General features: G+C 28.3%; 24 protein-coding genes, 1 pseudogene and 1 riboswitch. Of the genes and pseudogenes, 9 read left to right on the top strand and 16 right to left on the bottom strand.

What is annotated here, in order from left to right; genetic code table 11:
* Positions 1-51 precede the first annotated feature (51 nt).
* Together D3Z33_RS10780 and D3Z33_RS10775 are read right to left on the bottom strand one after the other, a co-directional pair.
* Positions 52-237: a CsbD family protein gene (locus D3Z33_RS10780; protein ID WP_130806011.1), complete on the bottom strand. Its 186-nt coding sequence runs from the start codon at positions 235-237 to the stop codon at positions 52-54.
* A gap of 140 nt (positions 238-377) precedes the next feature.
* The gene (locus tag D3Z33_RS10775; RefSeq protein WP_243153488.1) at positions 378-1,919 is read right to left on the bottom strand and encodes a Na+/H+ antiporter NhaC family protein; all 1,542 of its coding nucleotides are present in this window, start codon (positions 1,917-1,919) and stop codon (positions 378-380) included.
* Positions 1,920-2,221: 302 nt separating this feature from the next.
* Here D3Z33_RS10775 and larE point away from each other — a divergent pair, with 302 nt between their 5' ends.
* The 3 genes and pseudogenes from larE (at position 2,222) to larC (ending at position 4,992) form a co-directional block, all read left to right on the top strand.
* On the top strand, positions 2,222-3,034 hold the full coding sequence (gene larE / locus D3Z33_RS10770) for an ATP-dependent sacrificial sulfur transferase LarE (RefSeq protein WP_160197765.1): 813 nt from the start codon (positions 2,222-2,224) through the stop codon (positions 3,032-3,034).
* Entirely contained in the window at positions 3,027-3,782 is a 756-nt protein-coding gene (larB, locus tag D3Z33_RS10765) for a nickel pincer cofactor biosynthesis protein LarB (protein WP_160197764.1), read from the top strand. The genes larE and larB overlap by 8 nt, the downstream gene beginning before the upstream one ends.
* 35 nt (positions 3,783-3,817) lie before the next feature.
* A pseudogene (gene larC, locus D3Z33_RS10760) lies at positions 3,818-4,992 on the top strand (nickel pincer cofactor biosynthesis protein LarC).
* A gap of 45 nt (positions 4,993-5,037) precedes the next feature.
* Here larC and D3Z33_RS10755 read toward each other — a convergent pair.
* The gene (locus tag D3Z33_RS10755; protein WP_431768836.1) at positions 5,038-6,000 is read right to left on the bottom strand and encodes an LCP family protein; all 963 of its coding nucleotides are present in this window, start codon (positions 5,998-6,000) and stop codon (positions 5,038-5,040) included.
* 122 nt (positions 6,001-6,122) lie between these two features.
* Positions 6,123-6,224, top strand: a riboswitch (purine riboswitch).
* A gap of 76 nt (positions 6,225-6,300) precedes the next feature.
* Here D3Z33_RS10755 and guaB point away from each other — a divergent pair.
* Positions 6,301-7,755 (top strand): IMP dehydrogenase, encoded by a 1,455-nt coding sequence (gene guaB / locus D3Z33_RS10750; protein ID WP_160197762.1) that lies wholly within the window; start codon positions 6,301-6,303, stop codon positions 7,753-7,755.
* Between the two features lie 11 nt (positions 7,756-7,766).
* A complete protein-coding gene (gene guaA, locus D3Z33_RS10745) occupies positions 7,767-9,311 on the top strand; it encodes a glutamine-hydrolyzing GMP synthase (protein WP_160197761.1) in 1,545 nt (514 codons plus the stop codon).
* 107 nt (positions 9,312-9,418) lie between these two features.
* On the opposite strand, the gene D3Z33_RS10740 is transcribed toward guaA, so the two are convergent.
* The 10 genes from D3Z33_RS10740 to D3Z33_RS10695 all read right to left on the bottom strand — a co-directional run bounded on the left by D3Z33_RS10740 (position 9,419) and on the right by D3Z33_RS10695 (position 15,259).
* On the bottom strand, positions 9,419-9,646 hold the full coding sequence (locus D3Z33_RS10740) for a hypothetical protein (protein ID WP_160197760.1): 228 nt from the start codon (positions 9,644-9,646) through the stop codon (positions 9,419-9,421).
* A 69-nt stretch (positions 9,647-9,715) separates the two neighbouring features.
* Complete coding sequence (locus tag D3Z33_RS10735; RefSeq protein WP_160197759.1) at positions 9,716-10,879, bottom strand: tyrosine-type recombinase/integrase; 1,164 nt, start codon at positions 10,877-10,879, stop codon at positions 9,716-9,718.
* The gene (locus D3Z33_RS10730) at positions 10,863-11,078 is read right to left on the bottom strand and encodes a DUF3173 domain-containing protein (RefSeq protein ID WP_431768835.1); all 216 of its coding nucleotides are present in this window, start codon (positions 11,076-11,078) and stop codon (positions 10,863-10,865) included. Before D3Z33_RS10730 ends, D3Z33_RS10735 begins: the two co-directional genes overlap by 17 nt.
* Complete coding sequence (locus D3Z33_RS10725; RefSeq protein WP_243153487.1) at positions 11,068-11,682, bottom strand: rolling circle replication-associated protein; 615 nt, start codon at positions 11,680-11,682, stop codon at positions 11,068-11,070. The genes D3Z33_RS10730 and D3Z33_RS10725 overlap by 11 nt, the downstream gene beginning before the upstream one ends.
* Before the next feature lie 443 nt (positions 11,683-12,125).
* On the bottom strand, positions 12,126-13,481 hold the full coding sequence (locus tag D3Z33_RS10720; RefSeq protein ID WP_160197757.1) for an FtsK/SpoIIIE domain-containing protein: 1,356 nt from the start codon (positions 13,479-13,481) through the stop codon (positions 12,126-12,128).
* On the bottom strand, positions 13,462-13,815 hold the full coding sequence (locus D3Z33_RS10715; RefSeq protein ID WP_160197756.1) for a hypothetical protein: 354 nt from the start codon (positions 13,813-13,815) through the stop codon (positions 13,462-13,464). The genes D3Z33_RS10720 and D3Z33_RS10715 overlap by 20 nt, the downstream gene beginning before the upstream one ends.
* Positions 13,816-14,355 (bottom strand): hypothetical protein, encoded by a 540-nt coding sequence (locus tag D3Z33_RS10710; RefSeq protein WP_160197755.1) that lies wholly within the window; start codon positions 14,353-14,355, stop codon positions 13,816-13,818.
* A gap of 13 nt (positions 14,356-14,368) precedes the next feature.
* On the bottom strand, positions 14,369-14,593 hold the full coding sequence (locus D3Z33_RS10705; protein WP_160197754.1) for a hypothetical protein: 225 nt from the start codon (positions 14,591-14,593) through the stop codon (positions 14,369-14,371).
* Between the two features lie 36 nt (positions 14,594-14,629).
* A complete protein-coding gene (locus tag D3Z33_RS10700) occupies positions 14,630-14,851 on the bottom strand; it encodes a hypothetical protein (protein WP_160197753.1) in 222 nt (73 codons plus the stop codon).
* A gap of 48 nt (positions 14,852-14,899) precedes the next feature.
* On the bottom strand, positions 14,900-15,259 hold the full coding sequence (locus tag D3Z33_RS10695) for a hypothetical protein (RefSeq protein ID WP_160197752.1): 360 nt from the start codon (positions 15,257-15,259) through the stop codon (positions 14,900-14,902).
* Between the two features lie 261 nt (positions 15,260-15,520).
* On the opposite strand from D3Z33_RS10695, the gene D3Z33_RS10690 reads away from it, so the two are divergent.
* From D3Z33_RS10690 to D3Z33_RS10675, 4 genes are all read left to right on the top strand, one after another.
* Positions 15,521-15,988, top strand: coding sequence for a hypothetical protein (locus D3Z33_RS10690; RefSeq protein ID WP_160197751.1), 468 nt, complete (start codon positions 15,521-15,523; stop codon positions 15,986-15,988).
* A 202-nt stretch (positions 15,989-16,190) separates the two neighbouring features.
* Positions 16,191-16,370, top strand: a complete 180-nt coding sequence (locus tag D3Z33_RS10685; RefSeq protein ID WP_160197750.1) for a hypothetical protein — start codon at positions 16,191-16,193, stop codon at positions 16,368-16,370.
* A 126-nt stretch (positions 16,371-16,496) separates the two neighbouring features.
* The gene (locus tag D3Z33_RS10680) at positions 16,497-16,928 is read left to right on the top strand and encodes a DUF2871 domain-containing protein (protein WP_130806027.1); all 432 of its coding nucleotides are present in this window, start codon (positions 16,497-16,499) and stop codon (positions 16,926-16,928) included.
* Positions 16,929-17,030: 102 nt separating this feature from the next.
* On the top strand, positions 17,031-18,014 hold the full coding sequence (locus D3Z33_RS10675) for a D-cysteine desulfhydrase family protein (protein ID WP_160197749.1): 984 nt from the start codon (positions 17,031-17,033) through the stop codon (positions 18,012-18,014).
* A 224-nt stretch (positions 18,015-18,238) separates the two neighbouring features.
* On the opposite strand, the gene D3Z33_RS10670 is transcribed toward D3Z33_RS10675, so the two are convergent.
* The 3 genes from D3Z33_RS10670 to D3Z33_RS16970 all read right to left on the bottom strand — a co-directional run bounded on the left by D3Z33_RS10670 (position 18,239) and on the right by D3Z33_RS16970 (position 20,253).
* On the bottom strand, positions 18,239-18,817 hold the full coding sequence (locus tag D3Z33_RS10670; RefSeq protein ID WP_201750503.1) for a methyltransferase domain-containing protein: 579 nt from the start codon (positions 18,815-18,817) through the stop codon (positions 18,239-18,241).
* Between the two features lie 92 nt (positions 18,818-18,909).
* Complete coding sequence (locus tag D3Z33_RS10665; protein ID WP_347561262.1) at positions 18,910-20,091, bottom strand: FAD-dependent oxidoreductase; 1,182 nt, start codon at positions 20,089-20,091, stop codon at positions 18,910-18,912.
* 36 nt (positions 20,092-20,127) lie between these two features.
* Entirely contained in the window at positions 20,128-20,253 is a 126-nt protein-coding gene (locus tag D3Z33_RS16970; protein ID WP_278044677.1) for a hypothetical protein, read from the bottom strand.
* Positions 20,254-20,356 lie beyond the last annotated feature (103 nt).

Here is a 20,356-nt window from a genome sequence, read left to right as displayed (position 1 = left end):
TTTTATTATGTTTTTTTATTATCTTCCTTTTTATCTATTGTTAATATGGAACTAATTGTGGTACATATTATCTCTTTCTATTTCATCATAAGATTTTCCATATCTTTCTCTAAATTTTTCATTTAATCTTTCTGTGTCACCATTAATATATTCAATGTCTTCATCTGTAAGTTCATGCCATTTTTCTTTGATATTTTGTTTTATTTTTTCCCATTTTGATTTTTCTTCATGTGCCATGGGTGCACCTCCTTTAGTCAGTATATACCCTATAAATGGAAAAATAAAAGGAATGTTTTCAAGTAATTTTTGAAAACATTCCTTAATTGCTTAATTTAATATGTTTAGTTAAAGTTTTTCCTATATGTTTTTAACAAAATCTATTTTCCAGCTGCAGCTTTATTGGTTGACGTAAATTCTTCTTTAGATCCTTTTTCAGATTGCTTTTTAATTTTAACATCTGGTTCAGAAGGTATTCCAAATAAAGGAACAAATCTATCTAACCCAGTTAATGTAAGAATTAAGATTGAAGAAACAGCAATCATTGCCATAAAATTATATTTAATAATATCAATTGCTGAGAATTTGGCTAATGGATATACTGCAGTAGCAATTCCTACATAAAAACTCATATAAACATGCCATGGAATTAACTGAGAACCGAACACTCCTAATGCATCATTAAAAGTTGCATTTCTGAGTCTTAATTTATACATATCTTCTTCACTAGCTTCTACATTTTCATCAGTAAGATTTTTCATAATAGGGCCAATAGTTACTATTTGAGCCATCTCATCAGATAATGCAGCATTACCTGCTATAGAAAGTAAACCATTAGCAAACATAAGTTGTCTAACTTTAGTAATATTTCTAGATATAAAATTAGATAGAGGTGCAAAAGCATTCATTTTTGCCATTATACCACCAAATGCACCTACCCACATCATCATTACTATAACCCAACTTCCTGCATCAGCAAATCCTGTCATCATTAACTTTAAGAATCCATCATCACCAGTTATAGATGTTACAGTACCTGCAAATAATCCTAAAATTAATGATGAAATTATACCAATACCAAGACATGCTAGAGTAGGTAGTCCTTTAATAGCTACGCCTATAACTAATATAAGTGGAATAACCATGTAAAAAGGAACTCCATCTTGTACTTGGTTTAATAATGTAACAGCAGAAGGTCTTTCTGCATTAAGGTTAGACCATACTTCTTCTGGAATCTGATTAATAGCATCTCCTGCATTACCGACTACATCAGGTAATCCCATTCCTGCGCCAACTATAAAAATAACAATAGCTGCTAAAAGTAAACAACTTACAGACCAAACACCTTGATGTCTGATTCTGTGTATAACTTCAACTTTGTGTATACCAGAACTTACAACAGTAGTATCAGATATAAGACCTATGTTATCACCGAAACAAGCTCCCCCAGCTACTGCTGCGGTAGTAAGCATAAGGTCTCCACCTACGATATGATTTAACCATAGGAATATTGGAGCAGATGCAGCAAAAGTTCCCCAAGATGTACCTGTAGCTACTGATAAAATACCAGTTACAATTAATCCTGTAACTGCTACAGTTTTTCCATTGAGTCCAAGAGTTAAAGCGGAATTAATTATAGCAGCGCCAACTCCTGTAGCCATAAATGCTTCTGCCATTGCATAAGCTGCCATAAGAATAAAAAATACTAATTGCATTTCTTTCACATTTTCAACAGCACTATCTAATAAGTCATTGAAAGAAAATTTTTCTGTTGCATAAGCTACAATAGCAGCATAGATTGTAGCTATTGGTGCTGCTATTAATGCATCAAATTTTGCTATCATTAGTCCAGCCATTAAAAAAACTGGTGAAAACTTAAGGAACCCTACAAAAAAATTCATAAACAACACTTTTAATTTCATTAATAATCTCCCCATTATAATATATTTTATAAAACAAAAAATAAAACTACAAAAAAATAAAACGTATAGCTAAGCTATTGTAATACATTATAGAACATATAGGAAATAAAAAATAGCTTCAATGAAATACAATTTAATGCAAATAAAACGATTTCATTGATAATATCATAACAAATATTTGAATATCAGACAAGCTTTTTAAAATATTCATAATAGTAAATTTTTTATAGCATATATCTTATGGGTCTCTATGATATAATTATCTTAGACTAAAAATTAAGTAATTCACAGGAGTTGATTATGTGACAAGTTCAAAATCAGAAAAATTAAGAAAGTATATAAAAAATTTAGATAATCTAGCAGTTGCTTTTTCTGGTGGAGTAGATAGTACACTTTTAGCTAAGATTGCAGCTGATGAATTGGGACAAGATGCAATAGCTATAACTATTAGTGGACCACAACATTCAAAATCAGAAATAGAAGAAGCAAAAGAATTTGCAAAAAAATTAGGAATAAATCATAGAATTATAGAAATAGAAAAAATAGAAAACGAAAAATTAATATATAATACAGAAGATAGATGTTATATATGTAAAAAAGATGTGTTTTCTGTAATAAGAGAAGAAGCCAAAAAATATGGAATAACTAATATAGTAGATGGTACAAATGTAGATGATTTAGGAGATTATAGACCTGGATTAAAAGCACTTAAAGAATTAAATGTAATAAGTCCTTTAAAAGAAGTAGGACTTACTAAGGCTGATATTAGACAAATATCTAAAGAGTTAAATTTGCTAACTTGGAATAAGCCTGCTTTTGCATGTCTTATAACTAGGATTCCTTATGGAGAAGAACTTACAAATGAAAAATTAAGATTATTAGAAGAGGCAGAAGAGTATATAAAAAGCTTAGGATTTAATCAATATAGAGTAAGATATCATAATGGTATTGCTAGAATAGAAGTATTACCAGAAGACTTATCTAAATTTTTTGATGTAGATATGATGAAAAAAATCTCAGACAAATTAAAGAGTATAGGATTTAAATATGTTACATTAGATTTGGAAGGCTATAGAATGGGTAAAATGAATGATGGACTTGATCAAAATGAATAAAGATCAATTAAAATTATTTTTAGAAAAGATAAAAAGTGAAGAAATATCAATAGATGAAGGCATAGAAACTATAAAGAATTTAGAATATGATGACTTAGGCTATGCAAAAATAGATAATCATAGAGAAATTAGAAATGGGTATCCTGAAGTAATTTATTGTGAAGGCAAAACTAATGAACATATAAGAGGTATTGTAAAACAGATGCTTTATACAGGCAAAAATATATTGGCAACAAGAGCTACAAGAGAAGTTTATGAAGCTATAAAAGATTTAGATGATAATATTGAATATTATGAGCTACCTAGTCTTATAGTTATAAAAAAGGAACAATTAAAAAACACAAATGGGACTGTACTTGTAGTAACTGGCGGAACATCTGATATAAAAGTTGCAGAAGAAGCAGCAATAACACTTGAGATATTTGGAAACAATGTGGAAAGATTATATGATGTAGGAGTTGCTGGAATTCATAGGTTATTATCAAATAAAAATAAATTAAATTCAGCAAATGTTATAATAGCTGTTGCTGGGATGGAAGGAGCACTTGCTTCAGTTGTAGGTGGTCTTGTAGATAAACCTGTTATAGCCGTTCCTACAAGTGTAGGATATGGTGCTAATTTTAATGGGCTTGCAGCCCTTCTAGCTATGCTTAACAGCTGTGCAAGTGGTATAGGGGTAGTGAACATTGATAATGGGTTTGGAGCAGGATATTTGGCTAGTACAATAAATAGACAGATTAATTTATAGTGTAGTAGATTATTTGAAATTTGGAGGTAATAACAATGGAAGAGAAAATATTATATTTTGATTGTCTATCTGGAATAAGTGGAGATATGACAATAGGGGCATTACTTGATCTAGGTGTAGACAAGGATGAATTTTTAAAAGAAATAGCAAAATTAAATATAGATGAATTTGATTTAGAAATAAAAAAGAACGAAAAAAATGGTATAACAGGAATAGGTTTTGATGTAATAATAAAACATAGTCATGACCATGAGCATCATCATGAGCATAGAAATTTAACTAAAATAGAAAATATAATTGATAATAGTAATTTAAATAATAATGTAAAAAAAATGAGTAAAAAAATATTCAAAAATGTTGCTGAAGCAGAGGCAAAAATTCATGGGAAAAGTATAGATGAAGTACATTTTCATGAAGTAGGAGCAGTAGACTCTATAGTTGACATTGTAGGAACTGCCATATGTATAGATTTACTAGATATAGATAAAATATATTCTTCACCTATTCACATAGGTACAGGTCATGTGAAATGTGCTCATGGAGTAATACCAGTTCCAGCACCAGCTACTCTTGAAATTTTAAAAGGAGTAGAGGTATATTCTACAGGTATAAAATCAGAACTTGTAACTCCAACAGGAGCTGCTATAATAAAAGCTTTAGCTGATGATATAATAGATACCCCTCAAATGGAAATAGAGAAGATAGGTTATGGGATAGGGACAAAGGACTTAGATATTACAAATGTACTTAGAGTAATCATAGGTAAAAAAAAAGTGAAGAAAAATTAGTATTAATTCAAACAAATATAGATGATATGAATTCAGAAATATATTCTTATATATTTCCTAGACTATTTGAAAAAGGTGCATTAGATGTATATCTTAAAAATATAATTATGAAAAAAAATAGACCAGGAATAGAACTTTCTGTCATATTAAATGAAGATAAAAAAGAAGATATTATAAATGAAATTTTCAAGCAAACTACTACATTTGGAGTAAGAATTATTGAGATTAATAGAGAAATTCTTGAAAGAAGATTTAACTATATAGATACAAAATATGGGAAAATTAAAGTGAAAATTGGGTCAAAAGATGGGGAAATAATTCAAATTTCACCTGAATATGAAGATATAAAATCAGTAGCAGAAAGAAATAATATATCTATAAAAAGGATATATGATGAAGTTAATAAAAATATAGTATATTAAAAAAGTGAATGCCTAGGCATTCACTTTTTTTAATCCATTTGAATTCTATTTAGAATCTAAATTTTTATCTTCAAATATATAATCATGCATTGTTTGAATAGTTTCTTCTTCATCATATACTAAATAATATACACCATTAATTTTTTCTCCATGAGCATGCTCATCTCTTGGGAAACGTGACATTTCAGGAGTCATTGAACCATTTTTCATAACAGATGTTCCCATTTTTATAATCTCTGAATTTGTAAGACTAGTTTTTATAAGTGGAAGTATTTCATTTGCAAGAGAAATATTTGAAGTTATACTTCTATTTTTCACTTTGTTAAAAAGTGACATTAACACTTCTCTTTGTCTTTGTGTTCTTTCAAAATCTCCATTTCCTGCATATCTGATTCTACTATATTTTAAAGCTTGTTCACCGTTTAGCGTTTGAAGACCTGCACTAGATACACCAGCCCTTGAAACTTCATAATCTTTTATATTTATTTCAATACCACCTACTGCATCTATAATTTTTGGCAATGTTGAAAAGTTAACTGTAGCGAAGTCTTTTATATTAAGATTGAAGTTTTGGTTTATAGTTTTTATAGCAAGTTCAGGACCTCCAAAAGCATAAGCATGGTTTAATTTGTCCTGACCTCTACCTTCCATCTTTACATAAGAATCTCTCATTATAGAAGTAAGTTTCAATTTATTATGCTTATCATCTATAGTAAGAACCATAATAGCATCAGATCTTCCTTTAAGTCCTTCTTCTGCATCAATACCAAAAAGTGCTATGTTTTTTATATTACTATTTTTTTCTTCTAATTCTTTTGCTACTTCTTTATCAATTCCTAGATCTTCATCATCAGTAGAGATATCAGACCTGTCTAGTTTATTTATTGTAGAAAGAAAATAAGCTCCTCCACCTAAAACTAATCCTATAAATAAAGCTAAAAATCCTATTAAAAATATCTTCTTTTTCGACATATTATCATTCCTTTTTATAAAATACCTACTCAACATTATATATCTATATAATGTAAACCACAATAGGAAATTTAAATATTAACACAGTTGTAATAATACATTATTGTAACAAAATAAAACTTTTCTTGACACCAATTTAAAAATTTGTTACCATTATTAAAACTTAATAAACGATTACTCATATATACTCTGGAATATGGCCAGAAAGTCTCTACCGGACAACCATAAATTGTCTGACTATGAGTGGAAAACTTAGGATATAATATGATTATATGAAGCCTTAGGTTCCACTTATGGAGCTTAAGGTTTTTTAAAATATTGAAAGGGAGGATTACAATGGAAAAATTTCTTAAAGAAGGATTAACATTTGATGATGTATTATTAGTACCAGCGAGGTCAGAAGTCTTACCAAAAAACACTAAAACAGCAACAAGACTTACAAATAAAATAAGATTAAATATACCACTACTCACTGCAGGAATGGATACAGTAACTGAAGCTAAAATGGCTATAGCAATAGCTCGTGAAGGCGGTATAGGCATAATTCATAAAAATATGAGCATAGAAAAACAAGCTTTAGAAGTAGATAGAGTAAAGAGATCAGAACATGGTGTAATAACAGATCCATTTTATTTATCACGTGAAAATCTCATATCTGATTCATTAGCACTTATGGAGAGATATAGAATATCAGGAGTTCCTATCACAGATAATGATAATAAATTAGTAGGAATAATAACTAATAGAGATATAAGATTTGAAAAACAATTAGATAAAAAAATAGATGATGTAATGACAAAAGAAAATTTAATCACAGCAAAAGAAGGCATAATTATGGATGATGCTCTTGAAATAATGAAAAAGAACAAAATAGAAAAATTGCCATTAGTAGATGATGAGAATCATCTAAAAGGACTTATAACTATAAAAGATATTGAAAAGGCTATAGAACATCCAAACTCTGCAAAAGATGAAGGTGGAAGATTATTAGTAGGTGGCGCAGTAGGTGTAACTAATGATATGATGGAAAGAGTAAGTGCATTAAGGGATAAAAAAGTGGATGTAATAGTAGTAGATACAGCTCATGGTCATTCTAAAGGAGTAATGGAAGCAGTAAAGACAATAAAAGATAAGTATCCAGAACTTCAAGTAATAGCAGGAAATGTAGCAACAGCATCAGCTACAGAAGATCTTATAAAAGCAGGTGCAGATGCAGTAAAAGTAGGAATAGGGCCTGGATCAATTTGTACTACAAGAGTTGTAGCAGGAGTAGGAGTACCACAAATAACTGCAGTTTATGACTGTGCTAAAGCAGCAGCAAAGTATAATATTCCTGTAATAGCAGATGGAGGAATCAAATATTCTGGTGATGTAGTAAAAGCACTTGCAGCAGGTGCAGATACAGTAATGTTAGGCTCACTTTTTGCAGGATGTGAAGAAAGTCCAGGACATACTGAGCTATATAAAGGTAGAAGATTTAAAGTATATAGAGGTATGGGCTCTATGGGTGCAATGGCAGAAGGAAGTAAAGATAGATATTTCCAAGAAGATAACAAAAAATTTGTTCCAGAAGGAATAGAAGGAATAGTACCTTATAAAGGTCCTCTTAAAGATACAATATATCAATTAATTGGAGGATTAAAATCAGGTATGGGCTATTGTGGAACAGCTACTATAAAAGATTTAAAAGAAAAAGCTCAATTTATAAAAATAACTGGTGCAGGTCTTATTGAAAGTCATCCACATGATGTAGAACTTACAAAAGAAGCTCCAAATTATACTAAAGGTTAAAGGGTGATTAAATGAAAAATAATTATATATTAATACTAGATTTTGGTGGACAATATAGTCAATTAATAGCAAGAAGAGTAAGAGAAGCAGGAATATTCTGCGAAATATTACCATATGACACAGATGTAGAAAAAATAAAATCTCTAAATCCTGATGGAATAATATTCTCAGGAGGACCAAATAGCGTGTACGGGGAGAGTTCTCCTAAAGTAAGTTCAGAAATATTTTCATTGAATGCTCCAATACTTGGAATATGTTATGGTGGCCAATTAATAGCAGAACAATTTGGTGGAAAAGTTATGAGAGCTGAAAAAAGAGAATATGGAAAAACAGAACTAAATATATTAGATGATGAAGGAATATTCAAAGATTTAGGTGACAATTTAAATTGTTGGATGAGTCATACAGATTTTATAAGTGAATTACCAGAAGGATTTGAAGTAACAGCGAATACAGATTCTTGTCCAGTAGCAGCTATGAAAAATAGTGAAAAGAAAATATATGCAATTCAATTTCATCCAGAAGTTAATCACACAGAAAAAGGAACAGATATGATAAGAAACTTCCTATATAATGTATGTGATTTAAAAGAAGATTGGAATATGGGAGATTTTGCTGAAGAAGAAATCCAAAGAATTAAAAATCAAATAGGAGATAAAAGAGCAATATGTGCATTATCTGGTGGAGTAGATTCATCAGTTGCAGCAGTACTTGTTCATAAAGCAATAGGCAAAAATCTTACATGTATATTTGTAGATCATGGACTACTTAGAAAAGATGAAGGGGATCAAGTAGAAAAAGTATTTAAAGAAAGATTTGACATGAACCTTATAAGAGTAAATGCACAGGATATATTCTTATCAAAATTAGAAGGCGTAACAGACCCTGAAACTAAAAGAAAAATTATTGGTGAAGAATTTATAAGAGTATTTGAAAGAGAAAAAGAAAAGTTAAAAAAAGAATTTAAGGATATTGATTATCTTGTTCAAGGTACAATTTATCCTGATGTAATTGAAAGTGGAACAGATAAAGCAGAAGTTATAAAATCACATCATAATGTAGGAGGACTTCCAGAAGATGTAGATTTTGAACTTGTAGAACCTTTAAGAGAATTATTTAAAGATGAAGTAAGAGTACTTGGAAAAGCACTTAATATGCCTGATGATATAATAATGAGGCAACCATTCCCAGGACCAGGACTTGCAATAAGAGTTTTAGGTGAAATAACAGAAGAAAAGCTTCATATAGTAAGAGAAGCAGATTATATATTTAGAGAAGAAATAAAAAAAGCTGGACTTGAAAATAGTATATGGCAATACTTTGCAGTATTACCTAATATAAAAAGTGTTGGAGTAATGGGAGATGGTAGAACTTATGCTCATACAGTTGGACTTCGTGCAGTTAACAGTTCAGATGGAATGACAAGTGATTGGGCAAGAATACCATATGAAGTATTAGAAAGAGCATCAAATAAGATAGTTAACAATGTAGATGGAGTAAATAGAATAGTATATGATATAACAAGTAAACCACCTTCAACAATAGAGTGGGAATAATAATTAAAAGCATGAAGCCTTTGTATATCAAGGTTTTCATGCTTTTTTTTATGATATTGCAAACATATTGCAAACAATCCTAGATTATTCAAACAATAAAACTATTATTAATATTCTTTTCTCCCATCTGGAAAAAATAAATAAAGTATGTTTTTTTCTGAATCATATCGTACTACTGGATTTTTATTAAGAAGCTTTTTAATATCTTCTAAAATAATGCCTGCACTAAGAAGCATGGAAATATCGTCGTCTTCATCTTTTTTATTCTCCATATTTTCTACTATCTTATTGAGGTCATCAGTTAATTGTCTTACTATGATTGGTAATTGACTCATTTTCTCAACACTCCTTTTTGATAACTAACTTTACTCTTTACATTATTGCCCAAAGCTTTTGTTTTCTGCTTAACGTTTTACATATTGATTTGATGTTAATTTACGTTTAAATTCATTTTTACTAACTGTTACGATACTATTTAATTTTTTTGCTACTTGTTTGTTAATGTTAGGGTATAGGTGTCCATAAGTTCCTAGAGTTGTTTCAATATCTTCATGTCCTAATCGGTCTCTTATTACTAGAGCATTTTCTCCTAATGATATTAATAGTGAAGCGTGGGAATGCCTTAAAGCATGAGTTTTTATAAAATGAACACCTGCCAACTTGCTATGAGTCCTTATAAACTTCCGAGGAGCATGCCTATATATTGGTAATCCATTGTATGAGAGTGCATATTTAGTAATTATATTTTTACTTTGTATCTCTTTCCATTTTTGCAAATAATAAATTGTATCATCATCTAATGCAATTACTCGATTTCCTGCTTTTGTTTTAGGCTCGTTTATATAATATTCATCAGAATTTTTGTAATACATAGACTTAGACACTTTTAATGTTTTTTCTTTGAAATCTATATCATTCCATTCTAATGCTTGTGCTTCACCCATTCTTAATCCGGTCATAAACAAGAGCCATATTATAGTAAATATGCAATGTTCATAATAATCAGAGGTATCAAAGGTAGAAATGACCTTTTCGAATTCTTCAAGTGTCCAGAATTGGACTTTTTTCTTTTCTTTTCTCACATTTCCGACTTGCTTTGCTACATTTTTCTGTAATAATCCAAGTATTACGGCTAAATCTAAACTTTTTTGGAATAATCCATATGTTGCTCTTATGTAACCATTTGAATATTTTTCTGATAAATGATTTTGCCATTTTTTAAGCATAGGAGCATTTATATCTTTTAATTTTTTCTTGTAAAAATAAGAAAAATGTAATCTCATTGATGAAATTCTATTTTCAAAAGTACTTTGGGCTACTGAACGCTTATAATCGGGTTCAAAATATGTTTTATAAAATTCTTCATAATACATAGTAGAGTTAATTTTAACAGATGATTTTGAATGATTACTCATATATTCGTCATAAGCTGATTTTGCTTCTTTTTGTGTTGAAAAACCTCTTTTCCAATGTTGTAGACGTTTACCATTTTTATCATAGCCTAGGTTAGCGACAAAATACCATTTCCCGTTTCTCTTATCTTGATAAACATTAGATATTTTCGGCATTAGTAAATACTCCTTTATTATCTAATAATTCAATCCCGAGTATCTCTTCAACTGCTTCAATTGGGACTCTGCCTAATCTACGATTTTCATAATAGCCATATCCTTTATTTACCATTAAATATTTAGCTTTTCTTATAATGTCAGAAGATTGACTCGGTCCAAAACCTAATTTTTCTATTAAATCATTTTTAGTTATCATTATCATTTTTTATATCTTCCTTTCTAATTTTAGTATATTTTACTGTACTCTCTTTAAAAGAAATATCAATTCCTCCATATTCAAATTTTGGTACTTTACGTGTATATGTTTTTGTATAAACAATATTTTTTTCTTCTAAATCAAAAGGCTTTTCACCATATGTATTGAAATGTTTTATTTCAGGTAAAATCAAATTTTGAGATTTGAAAAATGCTTTTTGTTTATAATCTTTTTCATCTATATCTTTTGAAAAATACTTACTTACATATCGACCTCTATTATCCTTTGAATCTACATCTATTTTATTTATTTTTATAAACCCTTGTGACCAGATCTGCTCAAGCTTTATTGCTTCTATATATGGAAAATCAAAGAATATAATATGATAGTGTATTGCTCCTCTTTTTTGCTTTTCCCAAACAGCTAGATATTTTAAATGATGTTTCTTGGTCTTGTATAAATTATAATTCAATCTCTTAATAAATTTTTTAAGTTCTTTATTTGTATAACTTACATCTTTTATATTATCTCTAAAAGTTAGTGTCATGAATTTAGTATCATTATCAAAATTACAATCTATTATCCTAGCTATTTCCCATCTCATAGCTTCATAATGCTTTTGTTTTCTTCTTAAGGCGTCATAGTGTTTAAGTGCTTTTTTATCATCTTCTTTTTTCTGTTGTTCATCATCATTTTCTTCACTATGGATATAATCTGATAATAGTTCTTCGTCATGTGAACCTAGAGAATAAATAACTGGGTCATCAAGATATTCATATATCTCAATAGTAGTAGGAGTTTCAATAGTCTTTACATTATAAGATTGGAAAACTTTTTTCAGTTTATCACCTACTTTTTACCATTAGTGGAAATCAAAGTTTTTCGCCACTTGTTGTCCTATATATCTAGTTAAGATAGAAGAGCAAAGAAAAGCCTTTTGCTCTTCGGACTTTATTTTTTTAACAGGTATTCTAACGCTCCGCTCCGGGGGCACACCCCCGCTAGAAACCCATTAAAAAAATAAAGTTTGTTTTTAAAGATTTGTTTTTATTTATACTTTTTTAATTCTTCTATAAAATCAAAATTTTCATAATCTAAGTATGGTGCTTCAAAATATTTTGGTAACTGCCAACCTTGACCGTCTAAGAAGATATAACCAGCCCCCATGGCATTAATAGTCTGTAAATCAGCTAAACTATCACCAAAGACCATACGATAGGCTTCAGAACTCATATTACCCATTGCAAGACGTACAGAAAGGTTATCTCGTAGCTCTGTTGGTATATTGGAAGAATTTGGTTGCTGTGTCGATAAGACTACAAACACTCCCATTTCACGACCTTTTAATATCACTTCTGTAAGATTTTTCATTGTTTCTTGAAATACTTTCTTATCTGCTCCTGCTCTAAAGGCTCCTAATTCATCAAATATTAAAAATACTGGTTTTAAACCGTAGTCCACGTATGAATAACCATAGGAAAATTTGTCAGGATTTTCTTTATACTCTATAAATCTATTTGTCATAACTTCTTTTACTATACGAGATAATTTAGCTATATTATTGACTTCACTTGCTACATAATCATCACCTAAATAATGCTTTAAACTTGATAAATCAGACCTTTTTGGGTCGCATATGAATAACTCTGCGTTCATTTTCTTGATTTCGATTATAAGGTAATTCAAAAATGTTGTTTTTCCACTTCCAGTAACTCCTGCTAATAATAAATGGGGTTGCTTGAGTATATTCCAGTTTAAATTGTTATTTAATGGTAAATCTACAGAATTATTCTCTTTTTGATTTTCACTAGAGACAATTATTCTTTTATCTTTTACTTTTTTAAATATATAATCTGTATGGGTAATAGTATCTAACTTATTATCTATTTCTAAGCCTAATAAGGCACTTAATCCACTGTCTAAATCTGACATCTTCTCCGTGAAGATATTAGCATCCTTATATGCTCTTATTCTTATTTTCTCATCTTCTTCTAAAACTCCCAATCTGGCAGAAGATACAATAATTTTTTCATTTTGCTTTTTTATGCGTCCATTTTCAAAAGTTTCATATTCTATTATTTCATTCTCGAAAAAATTATTAGCTTTTAGGAAGTACCTTAATTGTTTTTCATAAGAAGTTTTATTTCTAAATTTAAAATATCTTTTCCATATTTTATAAATAGTATAGAGCCATAAAGGAAATAGTATTATATCTCCTAATCCTATTATAGATAATGGAAGTACATTAAAAATTTTATTAAATATATATGTAACTAAAATAGTAAGAATTATATATATAAATGTTCTTAGGATTTCCCAAGGGAAATTTTTATTTAATAGTGAGACTACCCTGAAGGTAGCCTCATCATTTTTCTTTAATTTTTTAAGCTTTTTTAGAAGCATTAGTTTTATCCTCTTTGATGTGAACACTTTTTGCTTTTGCTTTCACATGCACATTGCCATTCATATAATATGAACCTACTTCCAAGCCGTGAAAGTCAATTTTCATCCCTATGGGGATCTCTTCATTTTCTATATCTATTAGGGGAGTAAGATTCTCAACTTTTACTCCTAATTTTTCTAATTTCTTACTAGGGAGAGCTACGTCATATCTATAGCCAAGGAGCTTATCACTTTTTTTCCCGTCAATATATTCATAGAAGGGAGAAATATTTGCTAGAATAAACTCTCCTAAATCTTTCGTATCAATCCTTAAGTCGGTAATTCTTAAAGCCATTTAAATCAATCCTTTCATTTTTTTAGATTTTCTAATTTTGTAAAGTAATTTATTTATGTAAATATTTATTACTGTTATTATACTAGGTGTTACAATCATAGCTAATATAAGAGATATTACTAAATTAATAATTGATGAATATGGAACATGTATCATGTTATTAGAGTAATAATAAAAGTTCCATAAAGCATTTAATTTTTCAAAAGTTGTAAAATGAATGAAAATAAATGTTATTACAACTAAGAAAAAGTCAATTATCATTAAGAAACGTTTGTTTTTATTTCCAATAATACGTATATCTTTTTTTGCAAATTTGAAGTACAAAAAATTAAGTAAATAAATAGTTATTAAACTTAATAGGGTAGATATAAATATTTGTGGAAATCCTAAGGAAACAGTTGTTAACTTATTATTTTGCATCATAGTATAGATCGAATAAGATATATTTTTTAAAATTAAATTATCTGTTAAATAATGTGAAATGAATATAATCATAAAAAAATCTAATCCTATGATACTTAATAAATGTTTTTTATTCATTAGTTACACCTCCTTAATATCCCATTACTACTGCTGTAGCAACTAATCTGCAATAAGTAGGATAATTAATTCTTGTACCATATTTCTTCTTAAATAAATCATTGAATTTTTTATAACTATCACTATCTTTTTTAGCTGCGTGAATTACATATCTTCGGAAATCTTCTTCTGAATTTTCCAATGCTTTTTTCCAATCATGTTTATGAAATTCTTTTACATACCTTTCATGTGTTTTCATAATAATAATAATCCTCCTTGTAATTTAATTTTAAAATCAATACCATGTTTTATTAGGGGTGTAGTGCCACCAATTTCCATCATTATAATAGACGTTTAAACAATTTTCAGAGATATTACGTTCTACTTTTGTGATATCTGATAAAGTGTGATTTTTTCTATCTTCAAAATCCATACTTGAATTATGTTCTGCATATGTTTCTAATAGAAATTTATACTCTAAATCATTTAAATGTTTTGCTACTGGTAACTTTTCCATAGTATCACCTCCTATATTTTAATTTTTATTAAGAGATTTAGAAGCTGATTAATCAGCTTCATGTTCTCCAAATATATAATTTTCAAGAAGAGCAATATATTTCATCATTTTATTACCAAAAACCTTATGTTTATCTGTATTAGCTTCATAAAGCATAAGTTTTAATGTAATGTCCTCAATATTTTGTAATTTATTAACTTTCTCTTCTTCAAAATCATAGAAATCATTATTTTTAAATAATTCTTTCATATATTGTCTATGTTTTTTTAAATACTCAATATAATTTATTTCTTCTGAATAATCTTCCACTTCATCTGGAAAATTTATAGCATATACTGATTCTATTAATTTATTTCTCTTTTCTCTCTCCTTTCTTTCTATTTCTTCCAATTTTTTAATTTTGCTCATTTGCTTTTCCTCCTTTTAATTTATCCCTATAAATTATAGATTATTAATTAATATAGAGTATCAAAATACATATAATTAGTTATATTGCTATATAATCAACTCTATAAGCTTATAACAAGTATAACATACTTATAATACATATACAATATTATTTAATATTTATTTTATTTATTTAAGTATTTGAATATTATTTTGAGTATATAGAGGATTTATGGTAATATTAATTAAAAGGAGTGATAAAAAATGATGGAGGATAGAAGCTTGAAATTTATTAAACTTTCAGAGCAGAGAATGACGCGGATATATCAAACAGCAAACTTAATAGCCAATTTATCAAACACCACTAACTACACATATTCAAAAGAGGAAATTAATGAATTATTTTCGGTATATTTTGAACAAGGGGAAAAGATAAAAGATTTTTTTTCAAATAACACTTATCAGCCTGCGAATGAAAAATTGAATTTTAAATTTAGTGTTTCAAATATAGGAGGAAATAAAAAGAACCAAAAGTTTAGAAAATTAGCAGAGCAACGTTTAAACAAAATATTACAAAATCTTATTCTTATTAGCAGATTATCTAATAGAAGAAATTATAAATACAGTACAGAAGAAATTGACTATCTTTTTTCTTGTTATATGGAAAAGGGAGAAGAAATTAAAAGATTTTTTGAACCTCATTTAGAACCATTAAATGATAATTTTTCATATGATAACTTTAAAATATAATTTACAAACATTTTGCAAACAATAGATAATATTTATAATGTTTTCAAACAATTTTAATAAACTGAAAGCATTGATAAATAAACAAATAAATATAAATAGATTGTTAAATCAATAGAGTGGGAGTAGATGATAAAAACAAAGTATTTATTTCTTAACTTTAACACATACTATAAAATATAAATTTATAGTAGAGGTGAAAAGTATGAATAAGAAATATGTAGTTATAACAGACAAAGAGTTTTCAGAACCTATGTCAAGACATAGTGCTATAAATATAGTTAAAGATTATGATAGAAAAGGCATATCAAGTCATATAGTTTCAGAAGAAGAAGCAAGTAGGATAGGAAGTCCAGAAAATTTTAATGATCCTAAATGGGAATAAAGGTAAGATGAACATAGTTTAAACATCTGATACAGTTTAAACTATGTTCATCTTTTATTTAATAATTTTTTAATAATCTAATATCAGGGTATGTATATATTACTATATTTATGGAGGTGAAAAACAATGAACAAATATATAAAAATTGCAATATACTATGCTGTACTTGGACTAATTTCAGGTGTTTTCTATAGAGAATTTACTAAATTCAATGGAGTAGATGGAGGTACATCTTTAGCATATTTACATGTGCATATATTAACTTTAGGAATGTTCTTTTTTATGATACTCTCTCTATTTGAATCAAAGCTTAATATGAGTAATTTTAAAGGATTTAAGTTGTTTAATATTACATATAATCTAGGTCTACATATAACTCTTGGGGTATTTATTGTAAGAGGTGTTACAGAAGTTTTAGGTTCTAATTATAGTAGGGCATTTGATAAATCTATTAGTGGAATTGCTGGGATAGGTCATATCCTTCTAGCTACTGGAATCATTACAATTTTAATAATATTAAATAAATCTTCTAAAAAACTTGAAGTTTATAATCAATAATTATGAAAAGAAATCTATTGGACTAAAGCTTTTTTAAAAAGTATAATATTCATAGATTTCTTTTTGTGTTTATAAATATATTTTAAATAAGGAGGTTTTGTCATGGATCATAGTAGAGTTTTCATAGCAAATTTACCAACACCTATACAAAAATTAAATAATCTAAGTGATAAATATGGTATAAATATATATTTAAAAAGAGATGATTTTACTGGAGTAGAGGTTTCTGGAAATAAAATAAGGAAACTAGAATTTGTGTTAGGTGATGCACTTGAAAAAGGGTGTGATACAATTATCACAGCTGGTGCTATTCAATCAAATCACTGTAGAGCAACAGCTGCAGTTTGTGCAAAGCTTGGATTAAATTGTGAGTTAGTTATTAAAGGTGAAAAGCCAGATGATTTTGAAGGAAATATTTTTCTTTCTAATATGTTAGGAGCAAATATTCATTACACCACTCCAGATGTTGCAGTAGATGAAAAAATGGAAGAAATCAATAAAGAAATAAGTCACAATGGTAAAAAGGGTTATATTATTCCAATTGGAGCTTCTAATGCTGTAGGTTCTCTAGGTTATGCGGAAAATATTAAAGAAATTATAAAGCAAGAAAAAGAATTAGGTTTAGAATTTGATGCTATTATAGTTACTGTCGGGTCAGGTGGTACATATGCTGGACTATGTTATGCTAATGAAACTATAGAAAATCCAAAAGATATAATAGGATTTAGTGTATCGGAATCTAGTGAAAAGTTCACTCTAGATATAAAAGATATTTTAATAGATATGTATAAAAGAGATGGAATTATTAAAGAAAAAATTAACGAGAATCGTATAATTATTAAAGATGAATACGTAGGAGATGGATATGCATTAAGCAGATCAGAGGAAATAGAATTTATTTGTGAGATGGCAAAATTAGAAGGGATTATATTTGATCCTGTATATACAGGAAAGGCATTCCGAGGTATGGTAAGTGAAATTGAAAGTGGAAATTTTGATAAGTATAAAAATATTCTATTTATTCATACTGGTGGTTTGTTAGGATGGACAAATGAACAAAGAAATATGGCAATGAAATTTAATTAGAATTAATTTAGAAAATAGGTAGTTTCATAACAAATTTGTTATGAAACTACCTATTATTTATAAGCTAAAATTTCTCCATTTCCAATATATTCTTTTATTTTTAAACCATATCCCCATTTTCTTGCATATTCATCTGTAACTTCATTTAACTTTATATCTATATTTTTAAAACCAGTATTAACTAAAATTTCTTTTATCTCTTCCAGAGATATTGCACCACCTACTCAGGTTCCATGTACATTTGGATCTTCTTTGATTTCATCTGGTAATTCTTTTTTTAATAATATATCTGAAATGCTTATTCTTCCATTAGGTTTTAATACTCTATAAATGTCACTATAAACTTGTTTTTTATCAGTTGATAAATTGATTACACAGTTTGACATAAGTAGATCTAAATAATTATCTCTTATAGGTATATACTCAATTTCACCTAATCTAAATTCTGTATTTTTAAAGCCTTTTTTATCAACTATATCTCTAGCTTTTTCAATCATTTTATAGTTGTTGTCAATTCCTATTACATATCCTTCTTCTCCTACTGATTTTGATGCTAAAAAAACATCCATTCCTCTTCCAGAACCAAGATCTGCTACTATTTCTCCTGTTTTAGGCTTTCCCTTCTCCTTAGGATTTCCACATCCTAGTCCTAATTGTGCTTCTTCAGGAATGTTTTTTAAATCTTCTTCACTATAACCTAAAGACTTATTTAATTTATCTATATCACCTGTTACTTTTCTTTCTTTACTTGCTATGTCATCATAAAAATCATTAATAGATTTTCTGACTTTTTTCTTATCCATAAAAATCTCCTCCTGATAGTAAGGTTCCATTTGATTATATAAAAAATAATTGATTTAATCAATAAGTCAAAAAAGTTGCAAAGTAATTGAATTTACTTTGCAACAGAGGATGCAATATTTACTGCTTCCCAAGAGAGAGAAAATGGTGGAGAATAAGCATAATCATAATATGATAAATCTTTTGTTGTAAGACCTGAATGAATTGCTGTAGTAAATGGAAGTAAACGAAGGACAGCATCTTTTTTACCAAAAACTCTAGCTCCAAGTATTTTATAACTATTCTTTTCGTATATAATTCTAAAGTTTAATTTATAAGAATCAGGCATATATGATGGTTTATTAAGAACCTCAGATTCTGCTATACCATAATAATAGCCTAAATCTTTAGCTTGAGATTCAGTAAGTCCCGTTGTTCCAAATTCTAAATCTCCTACTTTAACTGAATTGCTACCTAATGATTCATAAGAAGCAAATAGATTGTCTTTAGACCTTGATAAATTTATACCTATTTGTCTACCTATTTTATTAGCACTAGTACCAAGTGGAATATATGCATCTTTTAAAAATTTATGTGGTACAGTTGCACAATCTCCTACACTCCATACATTTTCAATATTAGTACGACCATATTTATCAATTACAATAGCACCGTTTTTTATTTTCTTTAGTCTTCCATTATTAAATATTTGAGTATTAGGTCTTACTCCTATAGCTAAAATTAGTGCATCTATTTTATCTTTTCTATTTGTAGTAATAATTTCTTTTACCACTTCATTTTCTGAGACTACATTTTCTAATCTTTCAGAAAAATGAATGTTTATGCCATGTCTTTCTATTTCCTTTTTTGCAGCTTCTCCGGCTTTTTTGTCATATACGCCATTTAAAAGATAATCTCTTGAATGATAGAGGTTTATATTTAAATGATCATATTTAGAAAGTTGTTCAGCTACTTCAACTCCTATAAATCCGCCTCCTACTATAGCTATATTTTTATATTTATTTATGTTTTCCTTTAAATCCTTAGCTATATAAGGTTTAGTAACTGTATATACATTCTTAGAATTTATTCCTTTAATATCTGGAATAAAAGGTGTTGCTCCTGTTGTTATTACCAATTCATTATAATCAAATACTTTTTCTTTTGAGTTTTCCAAATCCTTTACAAAAACTTTCTTTTCATCAAAGTCTACTGATTTTACTTCATGTTTTTCGAGTAAATTAATATTATTTTCTTTTGCATCTTTTAATGTTTTTGAAAATAACTTTTCATCTATATTATCAAATATATCACCGATATAATAGGGAAGACCTCAGGCCCCAAAAGATATATAATCTTCTTTTTCTAATACTGTAATTTCTAAGTTTGGGTTTTCACGTATTGCTTTAAATGCAACACTCATGCCTCCAGCAATCCCACCTATAACAACTATTTTCATATTTATCACCTCACAAACTATTTACCCCTTAACAAGTAGACTAATCTAATAAGTGTCCTTTGTTAGTTAATAGTGTTAAAATACTAAATCTCGAGTATTAACT

The sequence above is a fragment of the Senegalia massiliensis genome (genome assembly GCF_009911265.1).
Lineage (GTDB): Bacteria > Bacillota > Clostridia > Tissierellales > SIT17 > Anaeromonas > Anaeromonas massiliensis_A.
This window is presented reverse-complemented; position numbering and strand designations above follow the sequence as displayed.